This window comes from Rhodopseudomonas palustris (assembly GCF_034479375.1).
Classification (GTDB): domain Bacteria; phylum Pseudomonadota; class Alphaproteobacteria; order Rhizobiales; family Xanthobacteraceae; genus Rhodopseudomonas; species Rhodopseudomonas palustris_M.
Genome location: NZ_CP140155.1, coordinates 4,844,616 through 4,869,316, shown reverse-complemented (window position 1 = coordinate 4,869,316; position 24,701 = coordinate 4,844,616). Strand labels below are relative to the sequence as shown.

General features: G+C 67.1%; 27 protein-coding genes and 2 tRNA genes. 5 read left to right on the top strand and 24 right to left on the bottom strand.

The features are described 5' to 3' along the window. Nucleotides 1-6: 6 nt before the first annotated feature. Complete coding sequence (locus SR870_RS22100; RefSeq protein ID WP_322518348.1) at nucleotides 7-477, bottom strand: hypothetical protein; 471 nt, start codon at nucleotides 475-477, stop codon at nucleotides 7-9. Between the two features lie 442 nt (nucleotides 478-919). Here SR870_RS22100 and SR870_RS22095 point away from each other — a divergent pair, with 442 nt between their 5' ends. Continuing rightward, the gene (locus SR870_RS22095) at nucleotides 920-1,228 is read left to right on the top strand and encodes a hypothetical protein (RefSeq protein WP_322515637.1); all 309 of its coding nucleotides are present in this window, start codon (nucleotides 920-922) and stop codon (nucleotides 1,226-1,228) included. A gap of 15 nt (nucleotides 1,229-1,243) precedes the next feature. On the opposite strand, the gene SR870_RS22090 is transcribed toward SR870_RS22095, so the two are convergent. Both SR870_RS22090 and SR870_RS22085 read right to left on the bottom strand, forming a co-directional pair. Then, nucleotides 1,244-2,476, bottom strand: a complete 1,233-nt coding sequence (locus SR870_RS22090; RefSeq protein WP_322515636.1) for a hypothetical protein — start codon at nucleotides 2,474-2,476, stop codon at nucleotides 1,244-1,246. Nucleotides 2,477-2,555: 79 nt separating this feature from the next. Next, the gene (locus SR870_RS22085) at nucleotides 2,556-3,182 is read right to left on the bottom strand and encodes a CoA pyrophosphatase (protein WP_322515635.1); all 627 of its coding nucleotides are present in this window, start codon (nucleotides 3,180-3,182) and stop codon (nucleotides 2,556-2,558) included. 75 nt (nucleotides 3,183-3,257) lie between these two features. Between SR870_RS22085 and SR870_RS22080 the strand changes: the two genes are divergently transcribed. Next, a complete protein-coding gene (locus SR870_RS22080) occupies nucleotides 3,258-3,677 on the top strand; it encodes a PaaI family thioesterase (RefSeq protein ID WP_322515634.1) in 420 nt (139 codons plus the stop codon). A 22-nt stretch (nucleotides 3,678-3,699) separates the two neighbouring features. Here the strand turns inward: SR870_RS22080 and SR870_RS22075 are convergent, their stop codons facing one another. The 14 genes from SR870_RS22075 to SR870_RS22010 all read right to left on the bottom strand — a co-directional run bounded on the left by SR870_RS22075 (nucleotide 3,700) and on the right by SR870_RS22010 (nucleotide 16,041). Then, nucleotides 3,700-4,446, bottom strand: a complete 747-nt coding sequence (locus SR870_RS22075; protein WP_322515633.1) for an HAD-IA family hydrolase — start codon at nucleotides 4,444-4,446, stop codon at nucleotides 3,700-3,702. 516 nt (nucleotides 4,447-4,962) lie between these two features. Continuing rightward, nucleotides 4,963-6,222 (bottom strand): adenosylmethionine--8-amino-7-oxononanoate transaminase, encoded by a 1,260-nt coding sequence (locus SR870_RS22070; RefSeq protein ID WP_322515632.1) that lies wholly within the window; start codon nucleotides 6,220-6,222, stop codon nucleotides 4,963-4,965. Further along, nucleotides 6,219-6,860 (bottom strand): dethiobiotin synthase, encoded by a 642-nt coding sequence (bioD, locus tag SR870_RS22065; RefSeq protein WP_322515631.1) that lies wholly within the window; start codon nucleotides 6,858-6,860, stop codon nucleotides 6,219-6,221. Before bioD ends, SR870_RS22070 begins: the two co-directional genes overlap by 4 nt. Next, a complete protein-coding gene (locus SR870_RS22060) occupies nucleotides 6,857-7,987 on the bottom strand; it encodes an 8-amino-7-oxononanoate synthase (protein ID WP_322515630.1) in 1,131 nt (376 codons plus the stop codon). Before SR870_RS22060 ends, bioD begins: the two co-directional genes overlap by 4 nt. A 473-nt stretch (nucleotides 7,988-8,460) precedes the next feature. Continuing rightward, nucleotides 8,461-8,536 (bottom strand) — tRNA-Phe (locus SR870_RS22055). 247 nt (nucleotides 8,537-8,783) lie between these two features. Then, complete coding sequence (gene yacG / locus SR870_RS22050; protein WP_322515629.1) at nucleotides 8,784-8,984, bottom strand: DNA gyrase inhibitor YacG; 201 nt, start codon at nucleotides 8,982-8,984, stop codon at nucleotides 8,784-8,786. Further along, nucleotides 8,974-9,597: a Maf-like protein gene (locus SR870_RS22045; protein ID WP_322515628.1), complete on the bottom strand. Its 624-nt coding sequence runs from the start codon at nucleotides 9,595-9,597 to the stop codon at nucleotides 8,974-8,976. Before SR870_RS22045 ends, yacG begins: the two co-directional genes overlap by 11 nt. A gap of 108 nt (nucleotides 9,598-9,705) precedes the next feature. After that, on the bottom strand, nucleotides 9,706-10,863 hold the full coding sequence (locus tag SR870_RS22040) for an AAA family ATPase (RefSeq protein WP_322515627.1): 1,158 nt from the start codon (nucleotides 10,861-10,863) through the stop codon (nucleotides 9,706-9,708). 529 nt (nucleotides 10,864-11,392) lie between these two features. Further along, on the bottom strand, nucleotides 11,393-11,851 hold the full coding sequence (locus SR870_RS22035; protein WP_322515626.1) for a low molecular weight phosphatase family protein: 459 nt from the start codon (nucleotides 11,849-11,851) through the stop codon (nucleotides 11,393-11,395). A 43-nt stretch (nucleotides 11,852-11,894) separates the two neighbouring features. Next, the gene (locus SR870_RS22030) at nucleotides 11,895-12,386 is read right to left on the bottom strand and encodes a UPF0262 family protein (protein ID WP_322515625.1); all 492 of its coding nucleotides are present in this window, start codon (nucleotides 12,384-12,386) and stop codon (nucleotides 11,895-11,897) included. Further along, nucleotides 12,383-13,678 carry a histidinol dehydrogenase gene (hisD, locus tag SR870_RS22025; protein ID WP_322515624.1) on the bottom strand — a complete coding sequence of 432 codons (1,296 nt, stop codon included), beginning with the start codon at nucleotides 13,676-13,678 and terminating at the stop codon, nucleotides 12,383-12,385. The genes SR870_RS22030 and hisD overlap by 4 nt, the downstream gene beginning before the upstream one ends. A gap of 136 nt (nucleotides 13,679-13,814) precedes the next feature. Continuing rightward, nucleotides 13,815-14,273, bottom strand: coding sequence for a DUF2948 family protein (locus tag SR870_RS22020; protein ID WP_322515623.1), 459 nt, complete (start codon nucleotides 14,271-14,273; stop codon nucleotides 13,815-13,817). Nucleotides 14,274-14,293: 20 nt separating this feature from the next. Continuing rightward, entirely contained in the window at nucleotides 14,294-15,583 is a 1,290-nt protein-coding gene (murA, locus tag SR870_RS22015) for a UDP-N-acetylglucosamine 1-carboxyvinyltransferase (RefSeq protein WP_322515622.1), read from the bottom strand. Between the two features lie 167 nt (nucleotides 15,584-15,750). Then, nucleotides 15,751-16,041, bottom strand: a complete 291-nt coding sequence (locus SR870_RS22010) for a DUF3551 domain-containing protein (RefSeq protein ID WP_322515621.1) — start codon at nucleotides 16,039-16,041, stop codon at nucleotides 15,751-15,753. Between the two features lie 200 nt (nucleotides 16,042-16,241). On the opposite strand from SR870_RS22010, the gene SR870_RS22005 reads away from it, so the two are divergent. Beyond that, nucleotides 16,242-16,541 carry a hypothetical protein gene (locus SR870_RS22005; protein ID WP_322515620.1) on the top strand — a complete coding sequence of 100 codons (300 nt, stop codon included), beginning with the start codon at nucleotides 16,242-16,244 and terminating at the stop codon, nucleotides 16,539-16,541. A 264-nt stretch (nucleotides 16,542-16,805) separates the two neighbouring features. Here SR870_RS22005 and SR870_RS22000 read toward each other — a convergent pair whose 3' ends face one another. Beyond that, entirely contained in the window at nucleotides 16,806-18,512 is a 1,707-nt protein-coding gene (locus SR870_RS22000; RefSeq protein ID WP_322515619.1) for an FAD-dependent oxidoreductase, read from the bottom strand. 33 nt (nucleotides 18,513-18,545) lie between these two features. Then, nucleotides 18,546-18,737, bottom strand: a complete 192-nt coding sequence (locus tag SR870_RS21995) for a hypothetical protein (protein WP_322515618.1) — start codon at nucleotides 18,735-18,737, stop codon at nucleotides 18,546-18,548. Nucleotides 18,738-18,751: 14 nt separating this feature from the next. Between SR870_RS21995 and SR870_RS21990 the strand changes: the two genes are divergently transcribed. Both SR870_RS21990 and SR870_RS21985 read left to right on the top strand, forming a co-directional pair. Further along, complete coding sequence (locus SR870_RS21990; protein WP_322515617.1) at nucleotides 18,752-19,276, top strand: nuclear transport factor 2 family protein; 525 nt, start codon at nucleotides 18,752-18,754, stop codon at nucleotides 19,274-19,276. A gap of 197 nt (nucleotides 19,277-19,473) precedes the next feature. Further along, nucleotides 19,474-19,548: transfer RNA gene (locus SR870_RS21985), tRNA-Thr, on the top strand. A gap of 154 nt (nucleotides 19,549-19,702) precedes the next feature. On the opposite strand, the gene SR870_RS21980 is transcribed toward SR870_RS21985, so the two are convergent. From SR870_RS21980 to SR870_RS21960, 5 genes are all read right to left on the bottom strand, one after another. Then, on the bottom strand, nucleotides 19,703-21,103 hold the full coding sequence (locus tag SR870_RS21980) for an amidase (RefSeq protein ID WP_322515616.1): 1,401 nt from the start codon (nucleotides 21,101-21,103) through the stop codon (nucleotides 19,703-19,705). Nucleotides 21,104-21,330: 227 nt separating this feature from the next. After that, complete coding sequence (locus SR870_RS21975; protein WP_322515615.1) at nucleotides 21,331-22,092, bottom strand: SDR family NAD(P)-dependent oxidoreductase; 762 nt, start codon at nucleotides 22,090-22,092, stop codon at nucleotides 21,331-21,333. 70 nt (nucleotides 22,093-22,162) lie between these two features. Continuing rightward, nucleotides 22,163-22,909: an ABC transporter ATP-binding protein gene (locus SR870_RS21970; RefSeq protein WP_322515614.1), complete on the bottom strand. Its 747-nt coding sequence runs from the start codon at nucleotides 22,907-22,909 to the stop codon at nucleotides 22,163-22,165. Then, nucleotides 22,899-23,618, bottom strand: coding sequence for an ABC transporter ATP-binding protein (locus SR870_RS21965; RefSeq protein WP_322515613.1), 720 nt, complete (start codon nucleotides 23,616-23,618; stop codon nucleotides 22,899-22,901). Before SR870_RS21965 ends, SR870_RS21970 begins: the two co-directional genes overlap by 11 nt. A 2-nt stretch (nucleotides 23,619-23,620) precedes the next feature. Next, a complete protein-coding gene (locus tag SR870_RS21960) occupies nucleotides 23,621-24,694 on the bottom strand; it encodes a branched-chain amino acid ABC transporter permease (protein ID WP_322515612.1) in 1,074 nt (357 codons plus the stop codon). Between the last annotated feature and the right edge of the window lie 7 nt (nucleotides 24,695-24,701).

The window sequence follows — 24,701 nt, the reverse complement described above, 5'->3', positions numbered from 1 at the left end:
GTCGCGCTACTCCTCGAACGTCATGTCGATGCAGCGCGATACGTCGTCGCCGAGCCCCGAAACGATGATGATGCAGCCGCGCACCTTGCGGCTCGCGACGTCGCTCGCCCAGACCGCGTAACCGCCCGGGCCGAAGAACGAATTGGTGTTCGCCGATTCGGTCTCGGCGGCGTCGAATTGGTAGGTGCCGTCGGTGTCGAAGATCCGCGGACGCTTGAAGCAGCCGCCGTCGGTCTGGACGTTGATCACTTCCTTGTTGTCGCGGGTCATCGCCAGGCTGACCGAGCAACGGTAGTATTCCGAGGTCTTGACGTTGAACAGATAGGCGTAGGAGCGGCAGGTTGCGGTGGTGAGCTTGCCGGGACTGAGCCCGCGGCTGCAGGCGATGCGTTGGTTGTTGCTGAGCTTGAACTCGTCGGCGCGCGCCGCGCCGCCGAGCGCGCCCACCGACGCCAGCGCCACCGCAGCGCCCTTCATCCAAGCCTGCCAGGACCTTGCGCGCATCGTCCACCCCCTTGATCGTATTCGCCGCCGCTTCCGGAGCGTTTTCCTGCGAAGTGGACACCGGTTCGCGTGGACGGAACGCGTCGAAACAACAATCCGGCGGCCGGTTCTGATTCGATCAGAACCGGAACAGCTCTAGTCCGGAATCGGCGCGGGCGGAAGAGTCCGGACCGCCAGTGACGAGATCGCGCACCACCGCGACGCGAATTCCGGATGCCTCATCCGACGTATTTCCTTCACACCAATGCCATCCACTTCGTTCGGAAGAACATCCGGTGCTACCAGAATCGCGGTCTGCTTGACGCAGTCGCATTGTTCGTGATTTGTTCAAGCGCGACTCGACCGCCATATCCCCATGTGGCCGTCACATGCGGCGCCCCGCACCGGAAGTCGGAAGTCGAAGGAGACTGCAGCCATGATCGCCCCATCCCTCGAGACGCTGCTGGCGGCGGCGGTCGTCGGCGCGCTCGCACTACCGCTTTCCGCGCGCGCCGAGGAGCCGGCGCCGTGGGTGCTGTCGCCGGACATGGGCTACGGCTACACCCGCGACAGCAAGACCTTCGCCTACAAGATGGGGACCAGCAACGCCAAGGAGCTGTTCAAGGGCGCCAAGAAGGTGCCGAAAGACACGCTGTTCTTCCTCGGCGCCAACGGCCAGCTCTACATGCGCACCGGGCCGTTCCTCGAGGACGACGGCAGCTTCAAGTTCGGCCCGGACCGCTGATCGAAACAGGCGCGGTCAGAACGCGGCGGCGAGTTCGCGCGCGCCCGGATTCTTGCTGTTGGCATCCATCCGCGAATCGGTGATCGCCAGCAGCTTCGCCACCGTGTTGTGCCGGATCGCCACCGGATTGCGCTCGTAGCCCGAGCGCTGGAAGAAATTCGCGGTCGGCACGATCTCGCGCATCGCCTGCGGCATCGTCACCATGTCGAGCCCGGTGCCGTCGCCGGTGAGATTCATCATCTCCAGCTCGGCGGCGGTGAGCGGCTGGGTGTAGCCCTTCAGCCGCGCGAAATTCACCGAGGTCAGCAGCTTGTGGGTCTGCAGCAGCGGCCCGACATCGATGTCGAGCACCAGCGCATGCACGCCCCAGCCCTGCGGCGTGCGACCGAGCTTCTCGTGCTCGCTCCAATTGCCCGGGATCGACCGCGCGAACGCCACCATCCGCTTGACCACCGCGATCTTGCGCTCCAGCACCGCGCGTTGCGGACCGGACAATCGCGCCGCCTTGTCGTTCAGCGCCTTGAGGATGTGATGGCCCTGCTCGGCCAGCAGCACCAGCGTGTTGGTGGTGAGCAACTGATTGTAGCCGATCGCGGTGGAGATCGCGCGCGAGCCGGGCCGCGACTTGCTGAGCCCCGACTGCATGTCGTGATCGCCGTTGCCGCCGGTCTCGAACGCATAGACCCGCACCGCCTGCTCGGGGGTCAGCCCCATGGCGCGGGCGACGCGGGCGTAAGCGCGCTTGAATTCGACCTCGGCGCTCGGCCGCTGCGGCGTGAACTGATAGTATTGCGCCGACGCCTTCAGGAAATCGGCGACCACCGGAATCGACCTGCGCTCGCGCGGCGGCTCTCGCGACGGCTCAGGATCGACCGGCCGCTTCGGCCCGGTGTAGACCGGCGGCTGCGCCAGCACGTAGTCGTCGACCGTCACCCGATCGCCGGCGCGGCGCTTGGCGTTGCGGGTGCGGCGTTTGTCGGCGACCGCGCTCCAATACGCCTCGGCGTCGGCGTCGTATTCGGCGCGCGCGGCCTGATATTGCTGCAGCCGGTAGCGATACTCGGCGATCGCCTGCGGCGAGGCGGCCTGCGCCATCGCATTGGCGAGCCGTGGCGGCAGCGGCGCGGCGGTTTGGGCGGGCGCAAGCGACGCGGTCACGAGCAGCGTCAGCAGCGCAACGCTCGACTTGCGCAGCAGGGAAGAGCGGAGCGGGTTCCGAATCGAGGCGATCAGCATACGGCGAATCATATCGCATCGAGTGGTGAATGAATCACTTCGCTTCGCCGCCTGCGACAAATCGCAAACCCGATGCGTCCGCTGCCGGACGCTACTTCCAGGCGAACACCGGCTGTTCCAGATCGGCGACGCGCGTCGCCCGGCCGGCCAGCACTTCGCGGAACTGATAGATCAGCGCCGCGGTCGGCGCGTGGATGTAGTCGCCGGCGTGGCGGAACCTGACCACGCGACGCTCGCTCTCCGGAATCCGGGTGAAATCGAACGCCTCCTCGTGCGCGATGTCGGCGAGCGCGATGTGATGCACCGAGGCGACTTCGTCCGGATTGGGCGCAAGCTCCGCCGCGGATGCGGCCCACGCCACCACCGGGGTGATCAGATAGCCGGAGCGGGTCGGATAGTCGTCGAGCATGCCGAGCACGTCGCCGGCCTGCAAGGCGAGACCGAGTTCCTCGTGCAATTCGCGCAGCGCGGTTTCGGGGGCGGTCTCGCCTTCGTCGCAGCGGCCGCCCGGCAGCGCCCATTGGTTGCTGTGCGCGCGCAATCGCGCGGCGCGGAACGTCAGCAGGAACGAGGCCGCCCCGTCGGGGCCGGCCACCACCGTGATCGCCACCGCGGCGCGTTTGAGGCCGTGCGGCGTCAGGCCGTCGTCGTGGCGCGGGAAGGTGCGGCAGCGCGCGGCGATGTCGGCGCGCAAAGTGTCGTTGTGCAGATGGCTCATCCGGCTTGACTACACCGGCGGCGTGCCCGAGGAAACCATCGCCGCGGCGTTTCCGTGGCGGAGGACACACCGCGCATGACCGAGACTGCCCGCAGCCTGAAAGCCGACGGCTGGACCGTGGTCCACGACGACGGCTTCATCGATCTGGTCGGGCCGCTGTGGCATCGCGTCGTCGACGGCCATCATGAATACGCGATCGCGACGGCTGCAAAGCACCGCAACCGCCGCGGCCTGGTTCAGGGCGGGCTGATGATGACGCTGGCGGACCGCGCCTCCGGCATGGCCGCGCGCGAACAATCCGGCGCGCCGCATGTCGCCACCGTGCAACTCGACACGCATTTCGTCGATGCGGGCGAGATCGGCGATCTGTTGATCGCGCGGCCGCGGGTGGTGCGCGCGACCCGCAGCCTGATCTTCACCTCGACCGAAGTGAGCGTCGATGGCCGCTGCGTCATCCTCGCCAACGGCGTGTTCAAGATCGTGCGGCCGCGCTGACCCGCTGCGCTCAGCGGACGGTTCAGGCGAGTTCGAGCCAGCGCCCCAGCGCGTCGAGCGTCACCAGATCGTCGGCGGCGCCGGCGCCGGCGAGATGCCGATACGGCGCGTCCGGCTCGCCGAGATCGCTCAGCACCGCCAGCGCGCCGGCGAAATCGTCGCCCTCGGTGTAGATGCCCGGCGTCACGATGGTGGCGAGCCCCGCGCCGATGGCCGCCCGCACGCCGTTGGTGGAATCCTCGAAAGCGACGCAGCGCGCGGCCGGCAGCGCCAGCCGCTCCAGCACGTAGTGATAGATATCCGGTGCGGGCTTCTTCGCGGGCACGACATCGCCGGCGCCGACCACGTCGAACAGCGTCATCGCCTCGCGGCCCAGCGACGCGCCGAGCAGCGCCTCGACATTCGGCAGGCTGGTGGTGGTGGCGATCGCGAGCCGCACCCCGGCGGCCTTGGCCTCCCGGATCAGCCGCGCCACCCCCGGCCGCAGCGTCGCGCCCGCGGCGACCAGCGCGGTGTAGCGGCCGGTCTTGGCCGCGTGCAGGTCGGCGATCCGGTCCGCGGCGCGCGCGGCGCCTTCGGGCTCCGACTGCAGAAAATGCGCGATCCGCTCCTTGCCGCCGGCGACCTCCAACAGCTTCCGATAGGCGGGCGCGTCCCAATTCCAGGGCAACGCCTCCGCGGCGAAGGTGTCGTTGAAAGCCTGCCGGTGAAGCTCTTCCGTCTCCGCGAGCGTCCCGTCGACGTCGAAGATCAAAGCCGTTGGTATCATTTCACCCCTTCACTCAATTAGCCGCGATGGCCGCTCGAATAATGAATAAAAATTAGACCTGACAAAGGTTTGTGCAACGTGTAAAGTAAACTTTACAGTAACATTGCAATTCATCATGACACATTCAGAAGCACCTTCCCGCAAATGCGAGATTTGCGGCGGCGACATGAGATTGCTCGGTCGCCTGCCGAGGCGGACGCACCAGCCGTCGAAGGTGGTCTTCCGCTGCTCCAGTTGCGATCACGTCGTTCAGGAACTCGGCTGAGAGTCCGGCCGAAAATACCTATCAACGCCCTATCCCCGTCATTGCGAGCGAAGCGAAGCAATCCAGTGCGCCGAGCACGAGATCTGGATTGCTTGGTCGCGGAGCCTGGACGGCGCGGTGCGCCGATCCGTGTGCTCCGCGCAAAGACGAACTCGAGTGCCTGATCGTGTTGCTCTCGTTTTGAGCCAGACGCTGAGGGGCGATCCGGCCGGCGCCCGCGTCACCCGGCTCATTGGGCGCGCGTGAGAAAGTCACGCGATCCCGTCCACGATCTGCCCGATCGCGTCATACACCAGATCGAGATCGGCCTCGCTGCTGCAGTAGGGCGGCATCAGATAGATCGTGTTGCCGAGCGGCCGGACCAGCAGGCCGCGCTCGCGGAAACTCCGGTGCAGATGCGGACCGATGTTCGCCATGTAGCCGGCATCGCCAGCGATCACATCGAGCGCCGCGATGGTGCCGAGCTGCCGGACATTTGCAAACCGCCGATCGTCGCGGAAGCGGTCGAGCTTGCTCCCGTGCCATGCGGCCAGTTGCGCGATGCGCTCGCGCACCGGCTCTTCGTCCCAGATCTCGAGATTGGCCGCCGCCGCCGCGCAGGCGATCGGATTGGCGGTGTACGAACTGGAGTGAAAGAACGTCTTGGCCCGGTCGGTCGAATAATGCGCGTCGAAGATCTCGGCGCGGCACAGCGTCACCGCCAGCGGCAGCGAGCCGCCGGTGAGGCCCTTCGAGTAGCAGGCGATGTCGGGCACCACATCAGCCTGCTCGCACGCGAACAGCGTGCCGGTGCGTCCCCATCCGGTCATCACTTCGTCGGCGATCAGCAGGACGCCGTGGCCGGCGCAGATCCGCTTCATCTCCGCCAGCACCGCGGGCGGATAGATCAGCATGCCGCCGGCGCCGAGGATCAGCGGCTCGACGATCAGTGCTGCGACGCCGCCGGCGCGGCATGACGTCTCCAGCGCATCGAGCGTCGCCTGCTCGCGCCCTTCCGCCGGAAACGGCAGCCGGTCGACCTGAAACAGCAGCGGATCGTAAGGCGCGTTGAAGACGCCGCGCTCGCCGACCGACATGCCGCCGATGGTGTCGCCATGGTAAGCGCCCTGCAGCGCCAGGATGCGGCTGCGGGCCTCGCCGCGATGCCGCCAGAACCCGAGCGCCATCTTCAGCGCGACTTCGACCGAGGTCGAACCACTGTCTGAAAAGAACACGTAGTCGAGCCCGGGCGGCGTGATCGCGACCAGACGTCGCGCCAGTTTTTCCGCGGGCTCGTGGGTGAAGCCGGCGAAGATCACCTGATCGAGACGGTCGGCCTGATCCTTGATGGCCTGGACGATCCGCGGATGACGATGGCCGTGGGTCACCACCCACCACGACGAGATCGCATCATAGATCCGGCCGCCATCCGCGGTTTCCAGCCAGGCGCCCTCGCCCTTCGCGATCATCGTCGCCTCGGGCTGCACCGCGTGCTGGGTGAAGGGATGCCAGACCGGCGAGGTCGATGTCATGGGGCGGGGTCTTTCAGGAAGTCGTCGGTGGCGAAATTCTGCGCGAACGCCGCGCGCAGCGATTCAGGTGTGAGTTGCGCGAGATGCGGAAGGCGCCCGAGCCGCCGCGCGCGTCCGATTTCGGCGATGACGCGTTCGGATTCGGCATTCTCGTCGCCGATGAAGGCCACGCCGAGCAGCGGAATCGCGCGGGCGCGCAGCGCCTCGATCGACAGCAGCGTGTGATTGATGGTGCCGAGCGTGGTGCGCGCGCACAGCACCACCGGCGCATGCCAGCGCGCGAATACGTCGATGTAAGTCAGACTGCGCGTCAGCGGCACCAGCAATCCGCCGGCGCCTTCCACGACGAGCGGCCCGTCGATCTCCGGCAGCACCAGTGCCTCCGCGTCGATGGTGACGCCGTCGATCTCGGCGGCGAGATGCGGCGAGGCCGGCGTGTTCAGCCGATAGGCTTCCGGCAACAAGTGCGCCTCGGACAGGCCGGACAGCCGCAGCACCGCCTGCCGGTCGGTCTCGTCCTCGATGCCGGCCTGCACCGGCTTCCAGTAGGAAGCATCGAGCGCGCCGGCGAGCGCGGCCGCGAACACGGTCTTGCCGATCCCGGTGTCGGTGCCGGTGACGATGATGGCGTTTGTCATGCCGCCTTCCGCATCTCTTCGGCGATCGCCGCGAACAGATCCGCGATCGTCGCCTCGTCGATCGTCGCCGTCAGCGCGATGCGCAGCCGCGCGGTGCCCTCGGGCACGGTCGGCGGGCGGATCGCGCGGACATCGAAGCCGCGCTGCTGCAACGACGCGGCGACCGCGACAGCCGCGGTGTCGGCGCCGATGATCACCGGCAGGATCTGCGACCCGGACGGCGCGATTCCGCAACGGCGGCGCAGCTCGCCGCCGGCGAACTGCACGAGGCGCGCAAGGCGCTCCCGCCGCGCCGGATTGGTCCGCGACAATTCGATCGCCGCGCGCGTGATCGCGGCGACCAGCGGCGACGGCGCGGTCGCGAAGATGAAGGGCCGCGCCCGGTTGACGAGGAAATCGCGGATCGTGCGCGGCGCCAGAATGAATCCGCCGACGGTGCCGAGCGCCTTGCCGCAGGTGTGCAGCGTGACGACGTTGTCGCGGCCCTCGAAGGCGGCGGCGAGGCCGCGACCCTGCGGCCCGAGCACGCCGGTGGCATGCGCCTCGTCGATCACCATCATCGCGTCGTGGCGATCGGCGACCGCGAGCAGCGCGCCAAGATCGGGGCTGTCGCCGTCCATGCTGTAGAGGCTCTCGACCGCGAGCCACGGCCGGCCTTTGCCACCGGCCGCGCGCCAGCGCTTCACCGCGCCGTCGAACGCATCGGCATCATTATGCGCCGCCGCCACGCACTCGGCGCGCCCGCGGCGCATCCCCTCGTGGACGCTGGCATGGATCAGTTCGTCGTGCACGACCAGATCGCCGCGCTGCGGCAGCGTCGAAAAGATCGCCAGATTGGCCACATAGCCGCCGCCGAAATACAGCGCCGTCTCGGCGCCGAAATAAGCCGCGGCCTCCGCCTCGAGCGCCTCGTGCTCGGGATGATTGCCGCGCAGCAGCCGCGATCCGCCGGCCCCCACCGGCACCCCGCGCGCCACGGCGTCCGCCGCCGCGCGCCGCAATTCGTCGGATTCGGCGAGGCCGAGATAGTCGTTCGACGTGAAGTCGATCCCCGCCCGCGCGCGCAGCGACCGCAGCCGCCCCCGCGCCGCCAGCCCGCGCAGATCGGCGGCGAATTCATCATGCATGATCGTCATTCATCCTGTTGCGCCCGTCCGCGCGATATGTGCCTGCGTGCCGGCGAAAAGACTTGCCCCGAGGCGCTGCGCTGGCGCGCGGCGCGGGGAAGCAGTCGCCCTGCTTAGCGCCGCCGCTCCGCCGACAACAGCCGGGGTTCCGCATGCCCGCCCCGGGGGGCAGGAATGCGGCGGCGGGGCTGAAGTTCAGCGTGCGGATGAACGCGAGGCGATTCACCGCCGGACGGCCCGTCGCACGCCGATCAGCACGAGGCATCAATCGACACCCGGCATGTTTTCGGCTGCATGCCAAAGAACGATCCCGATCGGGACTATCTCAGATGGATTCGTCGACAGCCGGCAAAATCATCCCGATCGGGACACTTTCACCAGAACTGGCCCCAGCGACGAGCCGTGCCAACCCTAAAGGCCGGACAGGCGCAGGATCGGAATTTGTGATGAGAGGCAAATGCCGAAAAGGCTGATGGTGCCCAGGGGCGGGATCGAACCACCGACACTGCGATTTTCAGTCGCATGCTCTACCAACTGAGCTACCTGGGCGTTCCGCCCGGCGCGAAGGCCGGGGGAGCGCCGGGTTATAGTCAGCCGCGGCGGCGCTGTCCACCCGTCCAAGGGTGCCTTTGTCGGGGAAAATCGCCGGGATTTCCGCAAGGCGGGCGGGCTCGGCGACCCGACAGATGCGGCCGAAGCGCCCCGGTGGGCCGGCGCCCCAAGGGGACGGCGCCTTCCACGGCCCCGACTCGGCCAATGGCCGAGTCTGTCCGTCAGGGCCCCCGGCCGAACCGCCTCAGTTGTCCTCGTCGTCGTCCGCCGGGGCGGCCGGGATCTTGTAGGCGCCGGACAGCCAGCGGTTGAGGTCGACGTCGCGGCAGCGTTCGCTGCAAAACGGCCGGGATTCCGCAGTCGCGGGTTTGCCACAGACCGGACACCGCTTTGCCGCAGCGGTTTTGCCGGCGCCGGACCTGTCTGCGGGCGCGTCAGGAGGCATTGAGCCAGCCGAACCGGATCGGGTAGCCTTCGCCACCCAGCAGCGACACCGTCTCGTACAGCGGCAGGCCGACGATGTTGGTGTAGGAGCCGACGAGCTTGACCACGAAGCTGCCGGCGATGCCCTGCACGGCGTAGCCGCCGGCCTTGCCGCGCCATTCGCCGGAGGCGACATAGCCGTCGATGTCCTCCTCCGACAGCCGCTTGAACCGCACCTTGGTCTCGATCAGGCGCTGGCGGAAGCCGCCTTTCGGCGTCACCAGGCAGACCGCGGTGTAGACGCGGTGGTTGCGGCCCGATAGCAGCCGCAGGCATTGCGAGGCCTCGTCGACCAGTTCGGCCTTGGGCAGGATGCGGCGGCCGACCGCCACCACGGTGTCGGCAGCGAGCAGGAAGGCGCCGCGCAGATCGTCGTCGAGCTGCACCGATTTCAGCGCCGCCTCGGCCTTGGCGCGCGCCAGCCGATTGGCGCAAGCGCGCGGCAATTCGCCCCTGATCGGCGTCTCATCGACATCGGCCGGGCGCAGCGCGTCGGGCTCGATCCCGGCCTGATTGAGCAGCGCGAGCCGTCGCGGCGAGCCGGAGGCGAGAACGAGTTTGGGGCGGCCGAGCATGCGGAACTTTGATTCGAACGAATGGCGGGAAAAGGAGCCGGAACCTATCGGAAGGCGTGGGGTACGACAACAGCCGGCCCGCGGAAAGGATCGGCATCCCGAAGGATGTTATCGCGACGGCCACGCCCAGGCCGGCGGCGTCTCGTCCTGCACGATGGTCTCGCTCAGTTCCTTCTGCAGCACGATCTGCCGGCTGTCGGCTTCGCGGTCCAACGCCTGGACCAACCCGCGCGCGTGCGAGACCACGATGATCTGCGAACGCTCCGCAGCCGCCGCAATCAACCGCGCCAAGGGCGCCAGTAGATCGGGGTGCAGGCTCGCCTCCGGTTCGTTGAGGATCATCAGGTCCGGCGGCCGCGGCGACAGCAGCGCCGCGACCAGCAGCAGATAGCGCAGCGTGCCGTCCGACAGTTCGGCCGTCTTCAGCGGGCGGAGCAGACCGTGCTGCTGCATCTCCAGCTCGAAATAGCCGTCGAGGGCTGCGACGGCGAGGCGCGCACGGGGAAAGGCGTCGACGACGGTCTCGTCGAGCCGGTCAGGATCGCCGATCTCGATGATGGTCTGAATCGCGGCTGCGAGATCGGCGCCGTCGCTCGCCAGCACCGGCGTATAGGTGCCGATCTGCGGCCGCCGCGCCGGCGCGTCGCGATCGGTGCGGAGCTGATCGTAGAACCGCCAGCCGTTCATGCGCTCGCGCAGCAGCAGCAGTTCGAGCGCATCCTTGGGATCGGCGCAGTGAGTCATCATGCTGTCGTAGGTCGCGAGCGTCCGATAGGTCTCGCGCCACTGGCCCCCCTCGTCGCGCACCCGCACCGACGGGCCGCGGCGCTCGGCAAACGCATTGGCGCGGCCAAGCAATTCGCCGGTCCAGACGCTTTCGGCCTTGATCTCGGGGTCGCGCGCGAACAACGATCGTTCCGACGGCACCGGCAGACCGAGGTCGATCGCATAGCCGTAGTCCGTGCCGGCAAAGCCGAGCTTCAGGCCGACCCGCTTGCTGCGCGTCGTGCCCTGCACCGGATGCACGCCCTGCTTCATCGAGCGCGACAGCGTCTCCGGCCCGGCCCACAACGTCGACTGCAACCCGCCTTCGGCGGCGAGCGACTGGATCACCCGCCCCTGCGCGATATCCGCAAGCAGTTTCAACGCACGATACAGACTCGACTTGCCGGTGCCGTTGGCGCCGGTGACGACGTTGAGCGGACCGAGCGACAACCGGACGTCGCGCAAGGATCGATAGCCGGAAACAGCAAGTCGCGTGATCATCCCTCACCTGCGGAGGCGTTGCGAGAGTCACTGAATACCAGATCGGCGGCGCCGTTTCACATGCGCGTCGTCGGCATCTGCCTGCGTCTATCGGGCGCTGTGTTTGAACGATGAATTCCACCACGCCCAGGGCGCTCCCTCGCCCCGCTCTTGCGGGGAGAGGGGTGGGGTGAGGGGCGACGCGCGCCGCTGACTCTCGGCTTCATCGAGACGCCCCCTCACCCGCCCGGCGCGCGGCAGGGCAATCGCATATGGAATTCGAGGCTATTGCACGGACTCTCTTCACCCTCCCCTCGAGGGGGAGGGGCGTCACGCAGCCCGCGGTGCGGGATGCGTGACGGGGTGGGGTGAGAAGCGGGCACGGCGGATGAACTCTTCGCCACCCCACCCCGCTCGCTGCGCGAGCGACCCTCCCCCTCCAGGGGAGGGTGATGCGCGTCGCGAGCGCGAACTTTCATATGCGATCGCCCTGCCGCGCGCGGGGAGAGGTTACGCAATGCGCGCTGCAGCGCCGACGCAGAAAGCCGAACTACTCGTTCGCCCCGCTGTGCCGGCCGAAGCGCTTGTAGATGCGTTGCATCAGGGTTTCGGCGACGTCGCGATAGGCGGCGAGTTTCTGCTCGCGGCTGCCTTCGGCGCCGGTGGGGTCGAAGGTCGGCCAATATTCGACGTCGATCGCGTGGCTGCGGGTCAGCTCCAGCGCCTTGTGATGCGCCTCGGGCGACAGCGTCACGATCAGATCGAAATTCATCCCCTCGTAATCGTCGAGGTCTTCGAAGGTGATCGGCTTGTGCTTGGCGATGTCGATGCCGCGATCCGCCATCGCCGCCACCGCGAACGGATCGAGCGGCTGCGTCTTCACGCCGGCGGAGCGGACATACATCGTGCGCGGCGCGATGCTGCGCAGCAATCCTTCGGCCATCGGCGAGCGAACGCTGTTCATGCCGCAGGCGAACAGCACCGCTTGCGGCTGCCGCGCTGGCGCCATCAGGTCAGGCTCGCTTCGACAGGCGGACCACCCCGATCATGCGTCAGCCCTTCCAGTGCAGCACGGAAATCAGCGTGAACAGCCGGCGCGCGGTTTCGAAGTCGATCCGCACCTTGCCGGCGAGCCGTTCCTGCAGCGTGCGCGAGCCTTCATCGTGGATGCCGCGGCGGCCCATGTCGATGGCTTCGATCTTGTCCGGCGTCGCGGTGCGGATCGCCTGATAGTAGCTGTCGCAGATCATGAAGTAGTCCTTCACGATGCGGCGAAACGGCGACAGCGACAACAAATGCGCCACCACCGGCGTGCCGTCTTCGCGGCGGATGTCGAACATCAGCCGCGAGCCGGTGATGCCGATATGCAGCGTGAACGGGCCCTCGCCCGCGCCTTCCGGCGCGAACAGATTCTTCTCGACCAGGTCGTAGATCGCGATCGCGCGCTCGTGCTCGATGTCCGGTCCCGAGCGCCCGATCGATTCCTCGTCGAGCGTCACCGCGACGATGCGATTGTTGGAATCGTCTGGTTGCGGTGTGCTCATCGCCGATTCAGACGCAGTCCCACCGAGCGCGCGTGAGCCTGCAGTCCCTCGGCTTCTCCGAGCGTCATCGCCGCCGGGCCCAGCGCGGCGAGCTGCTCGGGGCCGCATTTCAGGATCGAGGTGCGCTTCATGAAGTCGAGCACGCCGAGACCCGACGAGAACCGCGCCGAACGCGCGGTCGGCAGCACGTGGTTGGAGCCTCCGACATAGTCGCCGATCGCCTCCGGCGTGTGCGCGCCGAGGAAGATCGCGCCGGCATTGCGGATCTTCGCCGCAAAAGCCTCCGGATCGGCGGTGATGATTTCGAGATGCTCGGCGGCGATCGCGTCCGCCAGCGCCACCGCGTCGTCGAGCTTCGCCACCTTGATGACGGCGCCATAAGCGTCCCACGAGGCGCGGGCGATGTCGGCACGCGGCAGCGTCGTGAGCTGCGCCGTCACGGCGCGTTCGACGGCGTCGGCGAGTTCAACATCGTCGGTGATCAGGATCGACTGCGCATTGGCGTCGTGCTCGGCCTGCGCCAGCAGATCGGCCGCGATCCAGTCCGGATTGCCGGTGCTGTCGGCGACCACCACCACCTCGGACGGGCCGGCGATCATGTCGATGCCGACGCGGCCGAACACCTGCCGCTTGGCGGCCGCCACATAGGCGTTGCCGGGGCCGACGATCTTCGACACCGGCGCGATCGTCGCGGTGCCGTAAGCCAGCGCCGCCACCGCCTGGGCGCCGCCGACGCGGTAGATCTCGGTGACGCCGCCGAGCGAAGCGGCGGCCAGCACCAGCGGGTTGAGCTTGCCGTCCGGCGACGGCACCACCATCACGACGCGGTCGACGCCGGCGACTTTGGCCGGGATCGCGTTCATCAGCACCGAGGACGGATACGCCGCGGTGCCGCCGGGCACGTACAGACCCACCGCCTCGATCGAGCTCCAGCGCCAGCCGAGCTCGACGCCGAGCGCGTCGGTGAAGCGATCATCCTTCGGCAATTGCCGGCGATGGAAGAATTCGATGCGGTCGCGGGCGAATTTCAACGCGTCGATGGTATCCGGGTCGCAGGCCCGGACAGCGGCGTCGATCTCGTCCGCCGTGATGCGCAGGCCGCCCGCGTCCAGCGTCAGCCGGTCGAACTTCGCCGTAGCCTCCAGCAGCGCCGCGTCGCCGCGCGCCGCGACGTCGTCGACGATGGCCCTTGTGGCGGCCTCGATATCCGCCGCGACCTCGCGCTTCATGGCCAGGAAGGCCTTGAATTGTGTGGAGAAATCGGTGCTGGCGGCGTCGAGACGAACTGGCATTGGAAGCTTCCGGAGTCACAAAGGCCCACAAGGCCGCGAATGCTCAATGGCGCGCCGCCCTACCGCCGTCAACCCTTATGCCTCAAGGGTTATGCCGGACCTGCCGGACGGCTCCGATCCACCGGGCAAGGCGGTCTCAGGCGAGACCGCCGAGGTCCTCGGGAGAGTCGCTCCCGGCAGCGTCGGCGCCGAGAGGGTCAGGCCCGAGATCGGTCAGCGCGCATTCGAGGCACTCGACGTCGAGCCGCAGCATGCCACCGCGGGAAAACATCAGCACCACGCTGCCGGCCGGCGCTTCCTGCGCCGGATAGAACTCGATCCCGATCATTTCGAGCGCGGTCTCCGGAGCATCGATCGCGATATTGCGCGACTTGCAGGCCAGCACCCGATCGAATCGCAATGCCGCGATCAGCCGGCCGGGCACCGGCGCACCCGACAGGGTCTGCTCCCAGTCGAGCCGGTGCAGCCCGACCACCAACCGCTTCTCGGCCTGGCGCCAGACGATGTCGCCGGTTTCGACGCTGGCATCCTGGACGTGCGCCGAGATCACGGCGAGATCGTCGGGATCCAGAGCGAGAAGCTTCAACTGGCCCAAGGCAGCCCCCGCGGCATGGTTCATCCGCTGATGCGCTCGATGCTGGCGCCGCAGGCGGAGAGCTTCTCCTCGAGCCGCTCGAAGCCGCGGTCGAGATGGTAGATCCGGTTCACCATGGTCTCGCCTTCGGCCGCGAGCGCCGCGATCACAAGCGACACCGAGGCGCGCAGATCAGTCGCCATCACCGGTGCGCCGCGCAGCCTGGCGACGCCGTCGATGGTCGCGGTCTCGCCGTCGAGCTGGATGCGGGCGCCGAACCGCGCCAGCTCCTGAACGTGCATGAAGCGGTTTTCGAAGATCGTTTCGGTGATGTGCGAGGCGCCCTTGGCGCGCGTCATCAGCGCCATCAATTGCGCCTGCAGATCGGTCGGGAAGCCGGGAAACGGCGCGGTGGAGACGGTGACCGGGCTGATGCCGGCACCGTTGCGCGCGACCCTGATGCCGTCATTGTTGACCGTGATGGTGGCGCCGGCCTCCGTCAGCACGTCGAGCGCCGACTGCAGCAGCTCGGGCCGGGCGCCGGAGAGCTGGACCTCGCCACCGGTCATCGCCACCGCCATCGCATAGGTGCCGGTCTCGATCCGGTCGGGAAGCACGGTGTGCCGCGCACCGTGCAGACTGGCGACGCCCTCGATCAGGATGCGCGGCGTGCCGGCGCCGGTGATTTTCGCGCCCATCTTGTTGAGGCAGTCGGCGACATCGGTGATCTCCGGCTCGCAAGCCGCATTGGCGATGATGGTCGTGCCCTTGGCGAGCGTTGCCGCCATCAGCGCGACGTGGGTGCCGCTGACAGTCACCTTGGGGAATTCGATGGTCGCGCCCTTCAGGCCGCCGGGCGCCTTGGCGACGACATAGCCGGCATCGATCGAGAGCTCGGCGCCGAGCTTTTCCAGCGCCATGATCAACAGATCGACCGGGCGGGTGCCGATGGCGCAGCCACCGGGCAGCGACACCTTGGCCTCGTGCATCCGCGCCAGCAGCGGCGCGATCACCCAGAAGCTCGCGCGCATCTTCGACACCAGCTCATAGGGCGCGGTGGTGTCGATGATGTTCTTCGCGGAGATATGCAGGGTCTGGCCCTGATATTCATGGTCGCCGGGCCGTTTGCCGGCAGCCATGATGTCGACGCCGTGGTTGCCGAGAATCCGCTGCAACTGGGCGACGTCGGCGAGGCGCGGCACATTGTCCAGGATCAGCGTTTCGTCGGTCAGCATCGCGGCGATCATCAACGGCAATGCCGCGTTCTTGGCGCCCGAGATCGGGATGGTGCCGTTCAGCTTGTTGCCGCCGATAATCCGAATGCGATCCATGCCGATTCCCGCTGTTTGCCGTGGAGTTATACGGCAGGAGCGCCGCTGATGGCAAAAGCGTGGCGTTTGAGGCGATTTCATGAGCGGCGGCTGCGATCAGCCGCAATCGCCCATGAATCAACGGACGGCCAGCCATCCGTTGATTCTCTGGTCGATGGTGCCCTGCTCTACCAGCGGTCGCCGTAGGTCCTGAAATCCCGCCGCCTCGGCTCGCGGAAGGAGACGCGCGGATTGACGTTACAATCCGCCAACCGGCCGGACGCCGCCGCCATGCACTGCCGGTAAGACGCATAGTTGCAATCGCCAGGATAGCCGTATCCCGGCGACGTCAGGCAATAGGCGTAATCGCGAGCTTCGGCCGGGGCAGCGGCAAACAGGCCGCCTGCGACGATCACCGACGCCAGCGCGAGCGCGGCCCCCCGCGACCGGGAGCCCAGGTGCTTCAAACTGTGTTTCATCTGTTTTTCTCCGTGATTGTCGACAAACCCGGCGGCCTCGCCCGCGTTCCTCGGCACACCCTCTACGCGGTCATATGTCACTGCAACTCGCCCGACGCCAGCCTCCCACCAATGACGTGCTGTTCCGTCGGAACGGAGCACCAAACATACCGTTGATCAAGTTCTGCACAGACAAGACGAAACCGATCAATGGAGGTTACATGAAGTCCCGAATGTCCAAGATTACCGGTATCGCCGCCGCCACCCTGCTGGCCACGACGCTGGCTGCTGCGGCTCAGAGCCAGACCGATTCGCGCGGCAATGCGATGGGGTCGAAGAATGTCGGCAACGGCCAGCCGAGCACCATGGCGCCGGCCAAGGGCACCATGGCTCCCGGGGCGACCACCGGGATGAGCGGCAAAGGCATGAACGGCGCCAATCACCCGACTCCGTCGTCCACCCAGGGTGACGTCGGCCCGAGCGGCAACAATAACGGCACGCAGACCGGAACCGGTCGCTGATCAGCGCTCCAATCCGGTCTGACAGTCCAGATCGACTACAACGGCCCCGGCATCTCGCCGGGGCTTTTGTTTGGGCGCACGATATCCTCGGCGCCGGCCGACCACGATTGCAGCGGCGAAGATCAGCAAAGCCGACGATCCGCACCAGCGTGACCGGGTTTCTGTTCCCGTTCTTTCAGTTGCTGCCGTCGCACATCGTCCGGATCATCTCGCTGCTGCTCCTCGCCGCCGGCATCGTGCCGTCGGCCCAGGCAGCCGAGCCAACTACTTCACCGGCTGCAGCGAATCCGCGAGAAAGCCGTGCAGCGCCGCGACCACCTGTGCGCCCTCGCCGATCGCGCCGCCGACCCGCTTGACAGACCCCGAGCGCACATCGCCGACGGCGAACACACCCGGCACCGATGTTTCGAGCGCCTGCACCGGCCGCGGGCGGTCGTCTGCGGCAGGCGCCCCGGTGACCACGAAACCGGCCCGGTCGAGCGCGACGCCACAGCCATTGAGCCAGCCGGTGGCCGGATCGGCACCGACGAACAAGAACAGATTCCGCACATCCATCGTCCCGTCTTCACCGGACAGACGGCTGCGTAGTGTGACGCGCTCCAGACCGCCATCGGGCGATCCGTCCACGGAGACGATCTCGGTATTGAACACCAGTTCGATATTCGCGGTCGATTCGATCCGCTCGATCAGGTAGCGCGACATGCTGGCAGCGAGGCCGCCGCCGCGGATCACCATATGGACGCGCGCCGCATGCGTCGACAGATACACCGCGGCCTGTCCGGCGCTGTTGCCGCCGCCGACCAGGATCACCTCCTGATCCTTGCACAGCCGCGCTTCGATCGGCGACGCCCAATAATAAACTCCCCGGCCATCGAACGCTGCGAGATTGGCGATTTCGGGCCGGCGATAGCGCGCGCCGCTGGCGACGACGATCGCACGAGCGCGCAGCGCTGCTCCGTCGTCGAGCGTCAGCGCGAAGGTGCCGTCGTCACTGCCGCATTCGAGCGTCTTGACCTCGACCGGGATCATGATGTCGGCGCCGAACTTCTGGGCCTGGTTGAAGGCGCGCGCGGTCAGCGCGTGGCCGGAAATCCCTGTCGGGAATCCGAGATAGTTCTCGATCCGGGCGCTGGCGCCGGCCTGCCCACCGAATGCGCGCTGATCACAGACCGCGACCGACAGTCCTTCGGACGCCGCATACACCGCCGTCGACAATCCCGCGGGGCCGGAGCCGACGATGGCGACGTCATAGACCTTGCCCGGGTCGAGTTTGCCGATCATTCCCATTGCACGGGCCAGATCGGCTTCCCGCGGATTGCGCAGCACCGTTCCATCGGAGGCGACGACCAGCGGCAGGTCGTGCGGCCTCGGCGAAAAGCGCGTCACCAGGTCTGCAGCGTCGCGGTCGGTCGCAGGGTCGAGCAGATGAAACGGCCAGCCATTGCGGGTGAGGAAGCCCATCAGCCGCACCGCGTCGGACGACGTCGCGGAGCCGATCAGCACCGGACCACCGACGCCGCCCCGGATCAGGTTGACGCGGCGCAGGATCAGCGCCCGCATGATGCGCTCGCCGAGATCCGCCTCCGCGACCAGCAGCGCCCGCAGCCGCTCCGGCGGAATCAGCAGGCACTCGACGTCGCCCTCGGCGCGGCCGTCGACCAGTGCGACCCGGCCGGATAACTGACTGATTTCGGCGAGGAATTGCCCAGGTCCCTGTTCGACGACGGGGGTCACATGGCCGAGGCCGTCGCGCTGGGTGACCGCCACATGGCCGGCCAGGACCACGAACATGCCTGGGCCGATCTTGCCGGTTTCGAACAGCAGCTCACCGTCGGCGAAGCGCCGCATCTCGCCGAAGCGGCGGATGCGCTCGATTTCGGCCGGGGTCAGCACCGGAAAGGTCTGGTCGTAACGCGGATAGGCCCGCGCGTGGCCGTCGAGGTCGGATCCGTCAATCTCGGCGCCGGTCATCGATGGCGTCCTTCGGCCTGCTGCGCTGTCGCATCAAGTCGCGTCATCTGCTTTCCCGATATCGATGTCTTGAACGATTCCGGCGTCATCGCCCGGATCCTTCGGCTGGTCCGCGCGGCCGCGCGCCTGCAGCTTGCGACGCTTCAGGTTCTCGCGCAACGCATCGCGCAGTCGCGCCTGACGGGCGGAGGCCCCCTGCGGCGGTCGGATAGGCGTATCGTTCATAGCGTGCTTTGCTCGTGACCTTCGGCGATCGCCGCTTTCATTATTTTGCGATCGCGGTGCTGCATTTGAATGATCGATTTTGGAGAGACGGAATGTCGAATCACACATATGCGCTGGCGGCAGCGTCGCAACGGACCATTGCGGGCTGGCACAAGGCTCTACCCACCGGCGACGCGGACATTTTGCGGAGGTTGCTGGACGAACAGGTGATGTTTCATTCGCCCGCAGTGCAGTCGCCGATCCGGGGCCGCGACGCATCCTTGCTGGTGTTGAGCGCAGTCGCCGAAGCGCTCGACAACGTTTGCTATCGACGAACATTCGTCGCCGGACCTTGCGAGGCTGGGCTCGAATTCAGCGCCGATATCGGACAATTGCATCTCACCGGCATCGACCTGATGCGTCTCGGCGCCGATGGCTTGATTCTGGAATTCGAGGTGATGATGCGGCCGCTGAAGGCGTTGTCGGCAGTCGCCGAGGCGGTCGGGAACCGGATCGGACCGCGACTGCTGGAAATGAAGCTCAAACCGCCCCCGGGCTAAAGTCGCATCCCCGGCGGAGCCGTTGCGGCTGGCGGCATCCCTTTGTTATCCATCGCGCTTTGCAGACCGGCGCGGTTTCGGTGACCGCCGCTTTTTCACCGCCAAGACCGCGCGGCACGCTTGCGCCGGCGGATGCCCTGTGGCAAGGATCGGCCCGTCGCACGGGGCCGTCGAGGCTGATTCCCGCAGCGGCTTATGCTGCCGTAGCTCAGTGGTAGAGCACTCCCTTGGTAAGGGAGAGGTCGTGAGTTCGATCCTCCCCGGCAGCACCAGTCAAATCCCTGACATTGCAGACATTTTGATGGTTTTGCGGGCCTCGGGCGGATTTTCGCCGGGATGCGGCAAACCGGTGGCAAACCCGTGGCACGGCTTGCCGCAAGCAGCGCAGCCCCATCCCCTCGCCGATCGCGCCATACCGGCACCCGATTACCCGATCGGCGGTCGCCTGGTGTGCCAGTCGGTGACCGACTGGTAGGCCTGACCGGCGCGGGCCAGCACGTGCTCCGACAGATGCGGGCCGACGAGCTGCAGGCTGAGCGGCATCGCGTCCGCCGCCATGCCCATCGGCAGGGTGATGGTCGGGCTGCCGCTGAAGTCGAACGGCGCGGTGAAGCGCAGGATGTTCAGGAGCACGTTCGGATCGGCGCCGTATTCGCTCATCCTGGTCAGCGTCGGGATCGGCACCGGCATGGTCGGCACCAAGAGAAGATCGATCTCCTCGAACAGAGCGGCGAGCGCGCCGGTGAACTTCAATCGCTCGTGATGGATCGCGGCGATCTCGACGCCGGTCGTGGCGTGGCCCTGCTCGATCAGTTGCGCCAGATCCGGACCGTACTCCGCCTTGCGCGACGGGTAGGTCGCAAGATGCGCCTCGGCGGTCTCGACCGAGCACATCGGAATCCATTGGCTGACCAGTGTGGCGTAGTCGGGAAACGTCACCTCGCGGATCGTCGCGCCGAGATCGGCGAGCACGCGCTCGGCCTCGCGCAGCGCGGCGACCACTTGCGGATCGATGCCGTCCTGCGTGTAGCGGCGATCGACCCCGATCCGCAGCCCGCGGATGCCGTCATTGATCTGCGCCAGATAGTTCGGCACCGGCGCGCGCAGCGCCGTCGGATCGTTCGGGTCGCTGCCCGCGATCACGCCGAGCATCGCGGCGGCGTCCGCCGCGCTGCGGCACATCGGGCCGACATGATCGAGCGAATCCGCCAGCGGAAACACGCCATAGCGGCTGACGCGGCCCCAGGTCGGCTTGATACCAGTGAGCCCGCAGGTCGCCGACGGAAACCGGATCGAGCCGCCGGTGTCGCTGCCGATCGACCCATAGCAAAGCCCCGCCGAGGTCGCGACGCCGGAGCCGGTCGACGACGAGCCGACCCAGTAATCGACGTTCCACGGATTGAGCGGCGCGGCGTCGTCCGGGTGATGGCTGGTATAGGCGCCCTCGGTCATCTTCAGCTTGCCGAGCGCGACGGCGCCGCCACGCTCCAGCCGGTCGACGATGGTGGCGTTGAACGACGGCACGAATTCCTTGTGGATCGTGGTGCCGCCGGCGCTCGGCGCGAAGCTGGTGTAGCACAGATCCTTCAGCCCGATCGGCACGCCGTGCAACGGGCCGCGGCTGATGCCCTTGGCAAGCTCATCGTCGCACTGCTTCGCCTGCCGCATCGCGCGCTCGGCGAGCACGGTCGCATAGGCGTTGAAGCGCTTGTCGAGCTGCGCGATGCGGTCGAGCGAGGCCTGCGTCACCTCGGAGGGCTTCAGCGCCTTGCGGCGATACAGCTCGCCGAGCTCGGTGATCGATGCGTAGTGCAGGTCCGCGGTCATTGTTGACGCCTTGTTGTTCGGTGCGTTTCCTGGTGCGGCGCGAGCCCAAGCTGGCGCGGCCTTCACGCTATTCGACTGGATATTCGACGACCGTCCGATCCGTCATTGCGAGGAGCGAAGCGACGAAGCAATCCAGAAGCCCAGTGCACCGTGCTGGATTGCTTCGCTTCGCTCGCAATGACGGGGAGAGTCCTTCCACTCCGTGGAGACAGACGGCCGGCCGCGCGCTAGAACTGCACGCCCTTGGTGAGCGCGCCGTCGACGACGAGGTTGGTGCCGGTGATGAAGCTCGCCGCGCGGCTGCCGAGGAACACCACTGCATTGGCCATTTCCTGCGGCGTGCCCATGCGGCCGGTGGGATTGAGCGCGAGCGCGGCCTTGTAGAGTTCGGGATTGCCGTCCTTGATCTGATTCCAGACGCCGCCTTCGAAATACGTATTGCCCGGCGACACCGAATTGGCGCGGATGTTCTTGGGCGCGAGCTGATAGGCCAGCCCCTGGGTGTAGTGGATGATTGCGGCCTTGAAGGTGCCGTAGGGGCCGGCGGCGAAATCGACCTCGCGGCCCGACACGCTGGAGATGGTGACGATCGCGCCGGCGGCGCTTTTCTCCAGATAGGGCATCGCGGCGTCGACGAGCCGCACCGTGCCCATCATGTCGGTGGCGAATTCCTTCTCCCAGCTTTCCTCGTCCTGCCCGATCGCCAGCGCGCTGACATTGGCGACGATAACGTCGATGCCGCCGAGCTTGGCCGCCATGTCGGCGACCCAGGCCTTCAGCGCCGGGCCGTTGGAGACGTCGACCGCGCCGCCAAAAGCGTTGACGCCCTTGCCCTTCAGCGCCGCCACCGCGGCGTCGACATCGGCCTGATTGCGCGCGCAGATGCCGACATCGGCGCCTTCCGCCGCGAAGGTCTCGGCGACCGCGCGGCCGATCCCCTTGGTGCTGCCGGTGACCAGCACCTTGGCGCCCTTCAATCCCAGATCCATTGTCGTCTCCCCTGTTGCCGCGCGTGCCGCCGCACGCCGTCATGATGCGAATGTGGCGAACCGCGCCCCGCTACAGCAGCAATTGCGCGCGGACCTTGTCTTCGTTGACCTCGTCGCCGACCAGCGAATGCGTGATCCGGCCCTTTTCCATGATGTAGCAGCGCTGCGCGATCGCGAGAATCGTGTCGAGGTTCTGCTCGACGAACACGATCGTGGTGCCGAGCTCGCTGCGGAACGATTTCAGCGCCTCGCAGATGTGCTGCACGATCGACGGCTGGATGCCCTCGGACGGCTCGTCGAGAATCATCAGCGCCGGATTGCCGATCAGCGCACGGCCGATCGCGAGTTGCTGCTGCTCGCCGCCCGACATCGTGCCGGCGATCTGCTTGCGCCGCTCGCGCAGCCGCGGGAAGTATTCGTAGACCATCTCCGGCAGCTTCTTGCCCTTGGGGCCGCCGATCAGTTCGCCGACCTGCAGATTCTCCTCGACGCTCATCTGCGGAAACACGTCGCGGCCCTGCGGGATGTAGCCGAAGCCGGCGCGCGCCCGGGCATCGGCCTGCAGCGCCGTGACGTCGCGATCCATGAACGCGATGGTGCCGCGCCAGCTCTCGAGCAGCCCGATGATGCAGCGCATCAGCGTCGACTTGCCGACGCCGTTGCGGCCGATCACGCCGACGATCTCGCCGCGCATGATCGTCATGTCGACGCCCTGCAGGATCGGCGTGGCGCCGTAGCCCGCCCACAATCCCCTGACGTCGAGGATGCGATCGACCGCGGGGGGCGCCGCCTTGGTGAACCCGGTGTTAGTGAGCATGGGTCTTCCCCAGATAGATCTCGGCGACCTGCTCGTCTTGCAGAATTTCATCGAGACTGCCGCGCGCGAAGATCTTGCCGAGATGCAGCACGGTGACGCGCTGCGCGATCTGGCGCACGAACGCCATGTCGTGCTCCACCACCAGCACCGTCATGCCCTCGGCGTTGAACGATTTGATCAGTTCGCCGGTCTTGAAGGTCTCTTCCGGCGACATCCCGGCGGTCGGCTCGTCGAGCAGCAGCAATTGCGGCTGCAGCGCCAGCGCCATGCCGATCTCCAGCCATTGCTGCTGGCCGTGCGACAGCGCGCCGGCCATCTTGGCGCGATCCTGCGCCAGGCCGAGCAATTCGAGCAGCCGCTCTTCCTCGCGCGCGCGCTCGGCGCCGGAGGTGCGCTCCTGCAGCGCGATCTGGATGTTCTGCAGCACCGGCAGTTCCTTGAACACGCTCGGCGCCTGCATCTTGATGCTCATGCCGCGCTGCACCCGCGCGAACGGCCGCTCGGCGGTGATGTCGACCGTATCGAACAGGATGCTGCCGCTGGTCGGCGGAAACAGCCCGACGATCAGCTTGAACAGCGTGCTCTTGCCGGCGCCGTTGGGGCCGATCAGGCAATGCACCTCGCCGGCCATCACGCTCAGATCGACGTCGGAGACCGCCTTCAATCCGCCGAACCGCTTGGAGACGCCCTTGACCTCGACCAGCGCCATGATCAGGCCTCGTCCGTCTTGAGGGCGCTCGCGGCCGGCAACGCCGCGTCGTCGCCGCGCTTGCCGCGCCGCCCGATCCGACCGGCGATGAACTTGCCGATGCCGAGCACGAATCCCTGCGGCGCCGCCATCACGGTGGCGAGCAGGAGCGCGCCCATCAGCACAAGCGCGGCCTGCTGGCTGTAGATGGTGATGGTCTGGAAGCCGAACAGCAGCAGGAACGAGCCGACCAACGTCGCCGTCAGATCGCTGCGGCCGGAGAACGCGACCCAGACGATCGGCATGGCGGCGGCCGGCAGGCCGATGCTCGACGGCGTGATGAACTGCCCCCACGACGTATAGAGTGCGCCGCTGAGCCCGGCGAGGCCGCTGCCGAGCACGAAGGTCAAGAGCTGATACTTGCGGACGTCGTAGCCGAGCATTTCGGCGCGCTGCGGATTTTCGCGGGTGGCGACGATGACGTTGCCGATGCCGGAATTCACCAGCATCCGCAGCGCCAGATAGACGATCACGATCAGCGCGACCATGACGTAATACAGCGCCGAGCCCTCGATATAGAGATCGCCGATCGCCAGCGGATCCATGCCCTTCATGCCGTTGAAGCCGTTCAGCCGGGCCTCGCCGATCCGCCATTCCGGCCCGGCGGTCTGGCCGAGGAAGAACGCCAGCACCAAGGTCGCCGACAGCGTGACGATGCCGAAGAAGATGCCGTTGATGCCGCCCCAGATCATGAAATAGCCGAGGATGCCGGCGGCGATCATCGCGATCACCACGGACAGCAGCAGCGCCGCGATCGTGGCGGTGCCGCCGCCCATGTTGATCGCCAGCACGCCATAGGCATAGCCGGCGATGCCGAAGAACAGCGTCTGGCCGAACGACAGCATGCCGCCATAGCCCCACATCAGGCACAGGCCGAGCGCCATGAAGATCCAGATCAGGAAGTAGGAGAAATTGCCGACGTCGTAGGAATCCGCGAACAGCGGATAGACCAGCGCCCCCGCCAGCACGGCGAGAAAGCAGGACCAGAAGACGGGGCCGCGCCCCAGCGTCTGCGGACCTTCGAGCAGTCTGATCATCGCTTCC

Coding starts and splice junctions, on each gene's coding strand:
- SR870_RS22100 (WP_322518348.1), bottom strand. CDS start 477: ATGAAGGGCGCTGCGGTGGCGCTGGCGTCGGTGGGCGCGCTCGGCGGC.
- SR870_RS22095 (WP_322515637.1), top strand. CDS start 920: ATGATCGCCCCATCCCTCGAGACGCTGCTGGCGGCGGCGGTCGTCGGC.
- SR870_RS22090 (WP_322515636.1), bottom strand. CDS start 2,476: ATGATTCGCCGTATGCTGATCGCCTCGATTCGGAACCCGCTCCGCTCT.
- SR870_RS22085 (WP_322515635.1), bottom strand. CDS start 3,182: ATGAGCCATCTGCACAACGACACTTTGCGCGCCGACATCGCCGCGCGC.
- SR870_RS22080 (WP_322515634.1), top strand. CDS start 3,258: ATGACCGAGACTGCCCGCAGCCTGAAAGCCGACGGCTGGACCGTGGTC.
- SR870_RS22075 (WP_322515633.1), bottom strand. CDS start 4,446: ATGATACCAACGGCTTTGATCTTCGACGTCGACGGGACGCTCGCGGAG.
- SR870_RS22070 (WP_322515632.1), bottom strand. CDS start 6,222: ATGACATCGACCTCGCCGGTCTGGCATCCCTTCACCCAGCACGCGGTG.
- bioD (WP_322515631.1), bottom strand. CDS start 6,860: ATGACAAACGCCATCATCGTCACCGGCACCGACACCGGGATCGGCAAG.
- SR870_RS22060 (WP_322515630.1), bottom strand. CDS start 7,987: ATGCATGATGAATTCGCCGCCGATCTGCGCGGGCTGGCGGCGCGGGGG.
- yacG (WP_322515629.1), bottom strand. CDS start 8,984: ATGCCTCCTGACGCGCCCGCAGACAGGTCCGGCGCCGGCAAAACCGCT.
- SR870_RS22045 (WP_322515628.1), bottom strand. CDS start 9,597: ATGCTCGGCCGCCCCAAACTCGTTCTCGCCTCCGGCTCGCCGCGACGG.
- SR870_RS22040 (WP_322515627.1), bottom strand. CDS start 10,863: ATGATCACGCGACTTGCTGTTTCCGGCTATCGATCCTTGCGCGACGTC.
- SR870_RS22035 (WP_322515626.1), bottom strand. CDS start 11,851: ATGGCGCCAGCGCGGCAGCCGCAAGCGGTGCTGTTCGCCTGCGGCATG.
- SR870_RS22030 (WP_322515625.1), bottom strand. CDS start 12,386: ATGAGCACACCGCAACCAGACGATTCCAACAATCGCATCGTCGCGGTG.
- hisD (WP_322515624.1), bottom strand. CDS start 13,678: ATGCCAGTTCGTCTCGACGCCGCCAGCACCGATTTCTCCACACAATTC.
- murA (WP_322515622.1), bottom strand. CDS start 15,583: ATGGATCGCATTCGGATTATCGGCGGCAACAAGCTGAACGGCACCATC.
- SR870_RS22010 (WP_322515621.1), bottom strand. CDS start 16,041: ATGAAACACAGTTTGAAGCACCTGGGCTCCCGGTCGCGGGGGGCCGCG.
- SR870_RS22005 (WP_322515620.1), top strand. CDS start 16,242: ATGAAGTCCCGAATGTCCAAGATTACCGGTATCGCCGCCGCCACCCTG.
- SR870_RS22000 (WP_322515619.1), bottom strand. CDS start 18,512: ATGACCGGCGCCGAGATTGACGGATCCGACCTCGACGGCCACGCGCGG.
- SR870_RS21995 (WP_322515618.1), bottom strand. CDS start 18,737: ATGAACGATACGCCTATCCGACCGCCGCAGGGGGCCTCCGCCCGTCAG.
- SR870_RS21980 (WP_322515616.1), bottom strand. CDS start 21,103: ATGACCGCGGACCTGCACTACGCATCGATCACCGAGCTCGGCGAGCTG.
- SR870_RS21975 (WP_322515615.1), bottom strand. CDS start 22,092: ATGGATCTGGGATTGAAGGGCGCCAAGGTGCTGGTCACCGGCAGCACC.
- SR870_RS21970 (WP_322515614.1), bottom strand. CDS start 22,909: ATGCTCACTAACACCGGGTTCACCAAGGCGGCGCCCCCCGCGGTCGAT.
- SR870_RS21965 (WP_322515613.1), bottom strand. CDS start 23,618: ATGGCGCTGGTCGAGGTCAAGGGCGTCTCCAAGCGGTTCGGCGGATTG.
- SR870_RS21960 (WP_322515612.1), bottom strand. CDS start 24,694: ATGATCAGACTGCTCGAAGGTCCGCAGACGCTGGGGCGCGGCCCCGTC.